Origin of the sequence: Acidovorax sp. JMULE5, from assembly GCF_013376875.1 — a bacterium.
GTDB classification, from domain to species: Bacteria; Pseudomonadota; Gammaproteobacteria; order Burkholderiales; family Burkholderiaceae_C; genus Acidovorax; species Acidovorax facilis.
In genome coordinates this window covers 1,593,644-1,605,662 of the sequence record NZ_CP035951.1, presented here as the reverse complement: position 1 = coordinate 1,605,662, position 12,019 = coordinate 1,593,644, and the positions used below count along the sequence as shown (strand labels likewise).

At 63.8% G+C, this 12,019-nt stretch carries 7 protein-coding genes; all 7 read left to right on the top strand.

The window, feature by feature from the left end:
- The first annotated feature begins 32 nt into the window (after positions 1-32).
- The 7 genes from EXV95_RS07235 (at position 33) to typA (ending at position 11,966) form a co-directional block, all read left to right on the top strand.
- Positions 33-3,416, top strand: a complete 3,384-nt coding sequence (locus EXV95_RS07235; RefSeq protein ID WP_176886346.1) for a DEAD/DEAH box helicase — start codon at positions 33-35, stop codon at positions 3,414-3,416.
- Positions 3,417-3,692: 276 nt separating this feature from the next.
- Positions 3,693-4,289, top strand: a complete 597-nt coding sequence (rimP, locus tag EXV95_RS07230) for a ribosome maturation factor RimP (RefSeq protein ID WP_176886345.1) — start codon at positions 3,693-3,695, stop codon at positions 4,287-4,289.
- 79 nt (positions 4,290-4,368) lie between these two features.
- On the top strand, positions 4,369-5,853 hold the full coding sequence (gene nusA / locus EXV95_RS07225) for a transcription termination factor NusA (protein WP_121420486.1): 1,485 nt from the start codon (positions 4,369-4,371) through the stop codon (positions 5,851-5,853).
- Positions 5,854-5,877: 24 nt separating this feature from the next.
- Positions 5,878-8,751 (top strand): translation initiation factor IF-2, encoded by a 2,874-nt coding sequence (infB, locus tag EXV95_RS07220; RefSeq protein WP_121506026.1) that lies wholly within the window; start codon positions 5,878-5,880, stop codon positions 8,749-8,751.
- 18 nt (positions 8,752-8,769) lie between these two features.
- Positions 8,770-9,141, top strand: a complete 372-nt coding sequence (gene rbfA, locus EXV95_RS07215; protein ID WP_010458038.1) for a 30S ribosome-binding factor RbfA — start codon at positions 8,770-8,772, stop codon at positions 9,139-9,141.
- Between the two features lie 3 nt (positions 9,142-9,144).
- Positions 9,145-10,146: a tRNA pseudouridine(55) synthase TruB gene (gene truB, locus EXV95_RS07210; RefSeq protein ID WP_176886344.1), complete on the top strand. Its 1,002-nt coding sequence runs from the start codon at positions 9,145-9,147 to the stop codon at positions 10,144-10,146.
- Entirely contained in the window at positions 10,143-11,966 is a 1,824-nt protein-coding gene (gene typA, locus EXV95_RS07205) for a translational GTPase TypA (RefSeq protein WP_176886343.1), read from the top strand. Before truB ends, typA begins: the two co-directional genes overlap by 4 nt.
- The last annotated feature ends 53 nt before the right edge of the window (positions 11,967-12,019 follow it).

Below are 12,019 nucleotides of genomic sequence, written 5' to 3'. Positions count from 1 at the left end.
CTCACTGCGACCAAGGCGCTTGGTCGCGCGGTATGGGCCTTTTCCGGCAGTCTGCGGTCGTCAGCATCGACGTTGAAGAGGACGGCAAAGGCGTCTGGCGCATCGGCGGCGAAGTGCAGGGCACCCAACCCGAGCCGTACGCGCTGTCGGTAGAGCTGGTGCTGGCGCCCAACGGCCAGGTCCGCTCCTGGTCGGGCGAATGCACCTGCCCGGTGGGCGAAGACTGCAAACACGCCGTAGCTCTGACGCTGAAGGCCCTGGACGTGCGCCCAGGCGCAGAGCCTGCCCCCCGTTCGCCCCCTACAGCGCAGGCCGTGCAAGCGCTGCAGGCTATGCAGGAGCGCGTTGCCGCCCAGGCCCGCGCCGAGGCCGAGGCTCGCCTGGTGCGTTGGCTGAACGACTGGGATCTGGCGGCAGACAACGCCGCGCCGCCACTGGCTGGCGCACGGGCAGACCGGCCGGAGTGTTACCTCTACCTGCTCTCCACCATCGGGCGCCTGCGCGCTGGTGCACCGCAGTTGCAGATCGAGGCCGTGGTGTCCTACCCCAAGCTCACCGGCGGCTGGGCCAAGCCCAAGGCCGTCCGGACCCAACCTGGCCCCGGCCAGGCGGTGTATGACCGCGCCACGGATGTGGACCGCCAGCTGCTGCAATTGCTGCGTGCCATGCCGCGCAGCATGGGCTACTACTCGGCCTACAACGGCGCGCCGACGGGTGTGCTGGAGGGAGCGGTAGGCCTGCTGGCGCTGCAGCAGGCGGCCGCCACGGGCCGCCTGTTTGCCGACGCGGGCGGATCCACCGTGGGCGTGCCGCTGGGCTGGGGCGATCCGCTGCCCATAGCCTGGGCCTGGAAAGAAACAGCCATATCTGGTGGTGGCAATGGCGGCGATGGTGGCGACAGCGCCTGGACCCTGCAGGCCCGCCTGCCCGGCCCCAGCGCCACGCTGTGCGCCAACCACCCGCCGCTGTACCTCGATGTCGATAAGGGCCTCTGCGGCCCCGTGTCGGCCGAGGGGCTGAGCCCCGAACAACTGGAACTGCTGCTGCAGGCGCCTCCGCTCGCCGCCGCCGCGCTGCAAAAACACCATGCCGAGGTGGCGAGCCGCCTTGGGGGCATGCTGCCGCTGCCGCCGGTGCTCAGCCCTCTCAAACGCGTGCAGGGCGTCAAGCCCGTGGCGCGCCTGCACCTGGCGCCCGTGCCCGAAGCCGATGTGCCGGGCCTGGGCCTCATCACCGCCCAGTTGCGCTTTGACTACCAGGGCCATGTGGGCTGGTGGGCCGGGCAGGACCTGAGCGTGCTGGTGACCGGCGCCGACGGCAGTCAGGTGCTGCTGCAGCGCGACGCGGCGGCCGAGCTGGATGCCATTGAACGCCTGATGGACCTGGGGCTGCTGGCCACCGACGATGGCCTGTTCGGCATCCCCGGCGAGGAATCGCAGGACGACTGGATGCACTGGTTTGACAACGGCTTTTCCGTGTTGCGCGAGGCCGGTTTTGTGCTGACGCAGGACGCGGCGCTGGACGGCTGGATCACCCATGCCGACACGCTGGACGTGTCACTGCAACCCAGCGGTGAAGATGAGGCCACATCGCCCTGGTTTGCGCTGTCGCTGGGCATGGAAATCAACGGCGTGCGCCACAACATCCTGCCGCTGCTGCCCCTGCTGATCGCCGCCGCCGCCCAGCAGCCGCCCGACCCCGTCACGGGCCAGCCGCAGCTGCCGCCGTTTGCCTACCTGCGGGGCGTGGGTACATCGGGTTTTGTGCGGGTGCCGACCGACGCGCTGCGCCCCTGGATGGCGGCCTTGCTGGATCTGGTGGGCGACCGCGCGCACGATTTCAGCAGCGACAGCCTCAAGCTCTCGCGCATGGACGCGCTGCGCACCAGCGCCGCGTTGGGCGAGGGCGCGGTGTGGCAGGGCGCCGATGCCTTGCGCACCATGGCGGCCCAGTTGCGGGGTGCCAGCGCCTTGCCGGAGGTGCCTTTGCCCGCCAGCGTGCATGCCACCTTGCGGCCCTACCAGCAGCAGGGGCTGAACTGGCTGCAGTTTCTGAGTGCCCACGGACTGGCCGGTGTGCTGGCCGATGACATGGGCCTGGGCAAGACGCTGCAGACCCTGGCACACATCCAGGTGGAAAAAGACGCAGGGCGGCTGACTCGCCCCGCGCTGGTCATTGCGCCGGTGAGCCTCATGGGCAACTGGCAGCGCGAGGCCGCCCGCTTTTGCCCTGGGCTGCGTTGCCTGGTGCTGCATGGCGCCGGCCGACACGGCATGGCAGATACAGTCACCGAGCATGACTTGGTCATCGCCCCGTATTCGCTGCTGCAGCGCGACCGCGAGCGCTGGTTGGCGCACCAGTGGCACCTGGTGGTGCTGGATGAAGCGCAGAACATCAAGAACGCCAGCACGCATGCCGCGCAGGTGGTCAGCCAGCTGCAGGCGCGCCACCGGCTGTGCCTGTCGGGCACGCCCATGGAAAACCATTTGGGCGAGGTCTGGAGCCTGTTTCACTTTTTGATGCCAGGTTTTCTGGGCAGTCAAACACGCTTCAAGGAAGTGTTTCGCACGCCCATCGAAAAACTGGGCGACGGCGCGCGCATGGCACAGCTGCGCGCGCGCATCACGCCTTTTATGCTGCGCAGGACCAAGGCCCTGGTGGCGGGCGAGCTGCCGCCCAAGGTCGAGTCGGTGATGCCCGTGGAGCTGACCGGCACGCAGGCCGATCTGTACGAAACCATCCGCCTGGGTATGGAAAAAACCGTGCGCGAAGCTCTGCAGTCCAAGGGGCTGGCCAAGTCGCAGATCACCATCCTCGATGCGCTGCTCAAGCTGCGCCAGGTGTGCTGCCACCCGCAACTCGTGCCGCTGGATGCTGCCAAAAAGGTCAAGACATCGGCCAAGCTGGACCAGCTGATGGCGCTGCTGCCCGAGATGCTGGCCGAGGGGCGGCGCATTTTGCTGTTCTCGCAGTTCACCAGCATGCTCACACTGATCGAGGCCGAGCTGAAAAAACGCGACCTGCCCTGGGTCAAACTCACGGGGCAGAGCCAGAAGCGCGACGCGATCATCGAGCAGTTCACCAGCGGGCAGGTGCCCCTGTTCCTGATCAGTCTGAAGGCGGGCGGGGTGGGGCTGAACCTGCCGCAGGCTGACACGGTGATCCACTACGACCCCTGGTGGAACCCGGCGGTGGAAAACCAGGCCACCGACCGCGCCCACCGCATTGGACAGACACAGAGCGTGTGGGTGATCAAACTGGTGGCGCAGGGCACGATTGAAGAGAGAATTTTGGCGCTGCAGGAGCGCAAGGCGCAGCTGGCGGGCAGTCTGTACAGCGACTCCGCGGCACGCAAGGAGCCGCTGTTTACCGAGGGCGATCTGGCCGAGCTGCTGCAGCCGCTATCACTGTCATAGCTGCTCGCACCGATTGGATAAGCGCCAGGTGCCGTTTTGGCACCACATCGTCCGGCAGGCCGCATGCACACTGGCCTGGGCGCGTTGACAACAGTTTTGCCCGTCCGCGCCTTTGCAAATCAACACTTTGCGCGCTACAATACGACTCTCACGACCAAACGGGCGGGTACCAACCGCCCGTTTTTTTTGGTCGAACGCTTTTGGAGCTCGAAGCTGTCGGGGAAGAGTCTCCGGGGGTTATCGGGTTTTTTGTTTTTCCGGGATTGAACTGAACACGTGGCATTGCAGCAAGTCGTTGAACAAATTGTGACGGGCCTGGGGTATGACCTGGTGGAGATCGAACGCTCCGCTGGCGGTTTGCTGCGCGTCACCATCGACTTGCCCTGGGTGCAGCCGGCCGCTGATGCGCCCCAGCCCGTGATTGATCAGTTCGTGACCGTCGAGGATTGCGAGAAGGTCACGCGCCAGCTGCAGTTTGCGCTGGAGGTCGATGGCGTCGAGTACAAGCGCCTCGAAGTGTCGTCCCCCGGCATCGATCGCCCCCTGCGCCATGAGCAAGACTTTGTCCGCTTCGAGGGTTCGGTCATCGACGTCACCCTGAAGGCGCCCATCGGCGTTGCGGCGGCGGCGGGGCAGGTGAATGCCACCCGCAAGAAATTTCGCGGCACGCTGGAGCGCGCCGAGGCTGGGGGGTGGCAGATCGTCTGGAGTGACGAGCCGCCGGTCAAGCCAGGTCAAAGGGTCAGCAAGAAACGTGTGCCCGCCCCATTGCAGGCGCTGGGCTTTACCTTGGACGAGGTTCGGGATGTGCGCTTGGCGCCCATCGTGGATTTCAAGGGGCGTGCAGGCAAGGCTGGGGCGGCACCCGCCTGAGTGGCTGCTGAAAAATTGGGGTGGGTGGCAGCCGCGCGCAGCCTCCGCCTTCGGGTGATTGAAACAGGAGAGTCGTCGCATGAATCGCGAATTGTTGATGTTGGTTGAGGCCATTTCGCGCGAAAAGAACGTGGAGCGTGATGTGGTCTTGGGCGCCGTGGAGTCGGCCCTGGCCCAGGCTACCAAGAAGCTGTACCAGGGCGAGGTGGACATTCGCGTGTCCGTAGATCGCGACAGCGGCAACTATGAGACTTTCCGTCGCTGGCTGGTGGTGCCCGATGATGCCGGCCTGCAAAACCCCGAGGCCGAAGAGCTGCTGATGGATGCGAAGGACCGCATTCCGGACATCGAAGTGGGCGAGTACATCGAAGAAGGTGTCGAGTCCGTGCCGATCGGCCGCATCGGCGCCATGGCTGCCAAGCAGGTCATCCTGCAGAAGATCCGCGACGCCGAGCGCGAAATGCTGCTCAACGACTTCATGTCGCGCGGCGAGAAAATCTTTACCGGCACCGTCAAACGCATGGACAAGGGCGACATCATTGTCGAATCCGGCCGTGTGGAAGGACGTCTGCGCCGTGGCGAGATGATCCCGAAGGAAAACCTGCGCAGTGGCGACCGTGTGCGCGCCATGATCATGGAAGTGGACCTGACGCTGCGCGGCGCTCCCATCATCCTGTCGCGCTCGGCCCCCGAGTTCATGATCGAACTCTTCCGCAACGAAGTGCCTGAGATCGAACAAGGCCTGCTGGAAATCAAGTCCTGCGCCCGTGACCCCGGCTCGCGCGCCAAGATCGCCGTGCTGAGCCACGACAAGCGCGTGGACCCCATTGGCACTTGCGTCGGTGTGCGTGGCACCCGCGTCAATGCGGTGACCAACGAACTCGCTGGCGAACGCGTGGACATCGTGCTGTGGTCCGAAGACCCCGCACAGTTTGTGATCGGGGCCCTGGCCCCGGCCAACGTGTCCTCCATCGTGGTCGATGAAGAAAAACACGCCATGGACGTGGTCGTGGACGAGGAAAATCTCGCCATCGCCATTGGCCGTGGTGGTCAGAACGTGCGTCTGGCGTCCGATCTGACTGGCTGGAAGATCAACATCATGGACGCCGCCGAAAGCGCGCAAAAGCAGGCCAACGAGACCGACACGGCCCGCAAGCTGTTCATGGAAAAGCTCGATGTGGACGAGGAAATCGCCGACATCCTGATCTCCGAAGGCTTCAACAGCCTCGAAGAAGTGGCCTATGTGCCGCTGCAGGAAATGCTGGAGATCGAAAGCTTCGACGAAGACACCGTCAACGAGTTGCGTGCCCGTGCCAAGGATGCGCTGCTCACGATGGAAATCGCCCGTGAGGAAAGCGTGGAAGAGGTCTCCCAGGACCTGCGCGACCTCGAAGGCCTCACCCCCGAGCTGATAGCCAAGTTGGCTGAAGGCGGTGTGCACACACGTGACGACCTGGCCGATCTGGCCATTGATGAACTGACCGACCTGACCGGACAGTCTGAAGAAGATGCCAAAGCCTTGATCATGAAGGCGCGCGAACACTGGTTCGCGGGGCAAGAGTAAAGGTCAGGGAGGCACGAACCACATATGTCCAGTAATACTGTCGCCGAGTTTGCAACCGAACTCAAAAAATCGCCTGAAACCCTGCTCGACCAGCTCAAAGCTGCGGGCGTGGGCAAGGCCGCTCCTTCCGACGCGTTGACCGAGTCGGACAAGCAAAAGCTGCTTGCTTATCTGCAGGCCAGCCACGGCACGGCTTCGGCCGACCGCAAGAAGATCACGCTGGTGAAGAAGTCCACCAGCGAGATCAAGCAGGCGGATGCCACGGGCAAGGCCCGCACGATCCAGGTGGAAGTGCGCAAGAAGCGCACGTTCATCCAGCGCGACGAAGGTGCCGAGGCATCTGCCGAATCCCACGCGCCCGCCGCTGCGGAAGAGGCCGCTGTTTCCAGCGAAGACCTGGAACTGTCCCGCCGCGAGGAAGAAGCTCGCCGCCAGGCCGAGCTGATCCGTCGCCAGGAGACGGAGCTGGCCGAAAAGCGTGCCGAGCGTGAAGCGCGTGAGAAGCGTGAGCGTGAAGCTGAAGAGCGCGCTGCCGCCTATGCCGCCCAGGAAGCCGAGAAGAAGGCACAAGCCTCTGCTGTCAAGCAGGAGGCCACCCGCGAGCAAGCGGCCGAAGCCGCTGCACGCAATGCAGCCCAAACCGAAGCCCGCGAAAAGGCTGCCGCTGAATCCAAGGCACGCGCCGACGAGGAAACAGCGCGCGCTGCTGACCTGGACGCCCGTCGCCGCAAGGCCGAAGCGGAAGCTGCTGCGATTCGCTCCATGATGGCCACGCCCAAGAAGGCGGTCATGGTGGCCAAGAAGCCAGAAGAACCCAAGCCAGTGGCCAAGCCCGCTGCCGTGGGGGATGCCAAGAAGGGCACCCTCCACAAGCCGGCTGTCGGCACCGGTGTGGCGCGCGCAGGCGCTCCCGCCACAGCCGGGGCAGGCGCAGGTGCGCCAGGCGCTGGCAAGGAAGTGAAGTCGGCCAAGCTGTCCTCCAGCTGGGCCAACGACACCGCCAAGAAGAAAGAAATCAAGACCCGTGGCGACAGCAGCGGCGGTGTCGGTCGCAACAACTGGCGTGGTGGCCCGCGTGGCCGCCGTGGCGACAGCCGCGACCATCGCGACGATCACCAGCAGTCTGCACCGGTCGAGGCGCGCATCATTGAAGTGCATGTGCCCGAAACCATCACGGTGGCAGAGCTGGCACACAAGATGTCGATCAAGGCGTCTGAAGTGATCAAGGCGCTGATGAAGATGGGCCAGATGGTCACCATCAACCAGCCGCTGGACCAGGACACCGCCATGATCGTGGTGGAAGAACTGGGCCACAAGGCGGTGGTGGCGGCGCTGGACGATCCAGAAGCCTTTACCGACGACGATACGACCCAGCAGAACGTGGAGTTGTTGCCCCGTGCTCCTGTGGTGACCGTCATGGGCCACGTGGACCATGGCAAGACCTCGCTGCTCGATTACATTCGCCGCGCCAAGGTGGCTGCGGGTGAAGCCGGTGGCATCACGCAGCACATCGGTGCCTACCACGTGGAAACACCACGCGGCATGGTGTCGTTCCTTGACACCCCGGGCCACGAGGCCTTCACGGCCATGCGTGCCCGTGGTGCCCAGGCCACGGACATCGTGATCCTGGTGGTGGCGGCCGACGACGGTGTCATGCCCCAGACCAAGGAAGCCATCAAGCACGCCAAGGCGGCTGGTGTTCCTATCGTGGTGGCGATCACCAAGGCCGACAAGCCCGATGCCAACCCCGACCGTGTCAAGCAGGAACTGGTGGTGGAAGAGGTGGTGCCTGAAGAGTACGGTGGCGATTCGCCGTTCGTGCCTGTGTCTTCCAAGACCGGCATGGGCATCGACACGCTGCTGGAGCAAGTGCTGCTGCAGGCCGAAGTGCTGGAACTCAAGGCACCGGTCGATTCACTGGCCAAGGGTCTGGTGATCGAAGCCCAGCTCGACAAGGGCCGCGGCCCTGTGGCCACGGTGCTGGTTCAGTCCGGCACGCTCAAGGTGGGCGACATTGTGCTGGCTGGACAGACCTATGGCCGCGTGCGTGCCATGCTGGATGAAAACGGCAAGGTCGCCAAGACGGCAGGCCCGTCGATCCCGGTGGAAATCCAGGGTCTGACGGAAGTGCCGCAGGCCGGCGACGAATTCATGGTGCTCACGGACGAACGCCGTGCCCGCGAAATCGCCACCTATCGTGCCGGCAAGTTCCGCAACACCAAGCTGGCCAAGCAACAGGCCGCCAAGCTGGAAAACATGTTTGCCGACATGACGGCGGGCGAAGTGAAGATGTTGCCCATCATCGTCAAGGCCGATGTACAGGGTTCGCAGGAAGCGCTGGCGCAGTCGCTGCTCAAGCTCTCGACCGACGAAGTCAAGGTGCAGCTGGTATACGCCGCCGTGGGCGCCATCAGCGAGTCCGACATCAACCTGGCGATCGCCTCCAAGGCCATCGTGATCGGCTTCAACGTGCGGGCCGATGCCGGTGCGCGCAAGCTGGCCGAAGGCAATGGCGTCGATCTGCACTACTACAGCATCATTTACGATGCTGTGGACGAGCTGCGTGTGGCGATGTCCGGCATGTTGGCCCCCGAGCAGCGCGAGGAAATCATCGGCACCGCCGAGATCCGCACGGTGTTCGTTGCGACCAAGATCGGCACGATTGCCGGTTCGTACATCACTTCGGGCATGGTCCATCGCAACGCACGCTTCCGCCTGCTGCGCGACAACGTGGTGGTCTACACCGGCGAAGTCGATTCGATCAAGCGCCTCAAGGACGATGTCAAGGATGTCAAGGAAGGCTTTGAGTGCGGTATCAAGCTCAAGAACTACAACGACATCAAGGAAGGCGATCACCTCGAATTCTTTGACATCAAGGAAATCGCGCGGACGCTGTAAGGCATCGGTGACGACGACATGGCTGCGAAGAAATCTTCCACCCCCAACCGCGCCTTCAAGGTCGCCGATCAGATTCAGCGCGATCTGACGGAGCTGATCGCGCGCGAGTTGAAAGATCCGCGTGTGGGCATGGTGACGCTGCAGGGTGTGGAGGTGACTCCCGACTATGCCCATGCCAAGGTGTTCTTCAGCCTGTTGACGGGCGACCCTGTGGAGACACAGGCTGCGCTCAACCAGGCTGCGGGTTTCCTGCGCAACGGCTTGTTCAAGCGCCTGCACATCCACACGGTGCCCACGCTGCACTTCGTGTTCGACCGCACCTCCGAGCGTGCGGCCGACATGAACGCCTTGATCGCCAAGGCAGTTTCTTCCCGCGCAAAAGAGGAGTAGTCCATGCACGCGCCTCGCACCAGGGTGCAGCGGCGCCCTGTGCATGGGGTGTTGCTGCTCGACAAACCGCTCGGCCTTTCGAGCAACGACGCCTTGCAAAAGGCGAAATGGCTCTTGCGCGCCGAAAAGGCGGGCCATACCGGCACGCTGGACCCATTGGCCACCGGCGTGTTGCCGCTGTGTTTTGGGGCGGCCACCAAGTTCAGCCAGCTGCAGCTGGATGCGCCCAAGACCTACGAAGCCGTTGCACTGCTGGGCACCACCACCACCACCGGCGACGCCGAAGGCGATGTGGTGCAACGCTGTGATGTGGACTTGGCACAGCTGACCCCTGAGCGTCTTGCGGCCGTGCAAGAGCAGTTCACCGGCCCTATTCGCCAGGTGCCGCCGATGCACAGTGCGCTCAAGAAAGACGGCAAGGCGCTGTACGAGTACGCGCGAGCAGGTGTCACGGTAGAGCGCGAAGCGCGCGATGTCGTCATTCATACATTAAAACTGACCCTGACGCAGACAGATGAAGCGCAAGCAGCTATCAAAATAATAGTAACTTGCAGCAAGGGCACCTACATCCGCACGCTGGGCGAAGACATCGGGGCGGCGCTGGGTTGCGGCGCGCACCTGACCTTCTTGCGCCGCATCGACACGGGTGGAATCGGTGTGGAGCGCTGCGTCACGCTGGCCCAGCTGGAAGCGATGCCGGAGGCGGAGCGCCTGGCCAGCCTGGAGGCGCCCGAGTCGCTGCTGGCACAACACGTGCGTGTCACGCTTGACGGTGAGAATGCAGCCCGATTCCTGTCGGGCGTGCGTCGCCGTGGCAACTGGCCCGATGCCAGTGCCGTGGCGGTGTTCGGCGAGAATCCTCCGGCACTGCTGGGGGTGGGCCACATCGTGGGCGGGGAGCTGGTGCCGGACAGGCTCCTGAGTCCGCTGGAAATTCAACAAATTTTGGAAAGCACGCCGCATTCCGCGTCCATGGCGCACAGCGGCATATTGGAAAAACTATGACTAAACAAATCCGCAACATCGCCATCATTGCCCACGTTGACCATGGCAAAACCACCATGGTGGACCAGCTGCTGCGCCAGTCCGGCACCTTTGCTGACCACGAAAAGGTCGTCGATACCGTGATGGACAACAACGCGATTGAAAAAGAGCGTGGCATCACCATCCTGGCCAAGAACTGCGCCGTGAGCTGGAAGGGCACGCACATCAACATCGTGGACACCCCCGGCCACGCGGACTTCGGCGGTGAAGTGGAGCGTGCGCTGTCCATGGTGGACAGCGTGGTGCTGCTGATCGACGCGCAAGAAGGCCCCATGCCCCAGACGCGTTTCGTGACCAAGAAGGCCCTGGCTCTGGGCCTGCGCCCCATCCTGGTGGTGAACAAGGTGGACAAGCCCGGTGCCAACCCCGACAAGGTGGTGAACGCCGCGTTCGACCTGTTCGACAAGCTCGGTGCCACCGACGAACAACTCGACTTCCCCGTGGTGTACGCCTCGGGCATCAACGGCTGGTCGTCGCTGGAAGAAGGCGCACCTGGTGAGCAGTGGGGCCCCGATATGTCGGCCCTGTTCGACACCATCCTCTCGCACGTTCCGCCAAACACGGGCGATGCCAATGCTCCGCTGCAGTTGCAGATCTCGGCGCTGGACTTCTCCACGTTTGTGGGCCGCATCGGCGTGGGCCGTATCAGCCAGGGCACTTTGAAGCCCATGCAGGACGTGGTTGTCATGGAAGGCCCGGATGGCAAGGCCGTCAAGGGCCGTGTGAACCAGGTGCTGACCTTCCAGGGCCTGGACCGCATGCAGACGCCCCTGGCCGGCCCGGGCGACATCGTGCTGATCAACGGCATTGAAGACATCGGTATCGGCGTGACCGTGACCGACCCGGCCAACCCCGCACCGCTGCCCATGCTTAAGGTGGACGAGCCCACGCTGACCATGAACTTCTGCGTGAACACCTCGCCCCTGGCCGGCCGTGAAGGCAAGTTCGTGACCAGCCGCCAGATCTGGGACCGCCTGCAAAAGGAACTGCAGCACAACGTGGCGCTGCGCGTCTCGGAAACCGATGAAGAAGGCATTTTCGAAGTGATGGGTCGCGGTGAACTGCACCTGACCATCCTCTTGGAAAACATGCGCCGTGAAGGCTACGAGCTGGCCGTGTCCAAGCCCCGCGTCGTCTTCAAGACCGTGAACGGCGAGAAGCACGAGCCTATCGAACTGGTGACGGTCGACATCGAAGAAGGCCACCAGGGCGGCGTGATGCAGGCACTGGGCGAGCGTAAGGGCGAGCTGGTGAACATGGAGCCGGACGGCCGTGGCCGTGTGCGCCTGGAGTACCGCATTCCTGCGCGTGGTCTGATCGGTTTCACCAACGAATTCCTGAACCTGACGCGCGGTTCTGGGCTGATCAGCAACATCTTCGACAGCTACGAGCCGCACAAGGGCGACATCGGTGGCCGCAAGAACGGCGTGCTGATCTCCATGGACGACGGTGAAATCTTCACCTACGCCCTGGGCAAGCTCGACGACCGTGGCCGCATGTTCGTGAAGGCGAACGACCCCGTGTACGAAGGCATGATCGTGGGCATCCACAGCCGCGACAACGACCTGATCGTGAACGCCACGCGCACCAAGCAGCTGACCAACTTCCGCGTGAGCGGCAAGGAAGACGCGATCAAGATCACGCCTCCGATCGATGCCACGCTGGAATACGCCGTGGAATTCATCGAGGACGACGAGCTGGTCGAGATCACGCCCAAGTCCATCCGCATCCGCAAGCGGTTCCTCACGGAAAACGAGCGCAAGCGCGCAGGCCGCTCCTGAGCTGCCTTGCGGGGTCAAGCTGCTTTTGCAGTGGCTTGACCCGGTAGCATCGG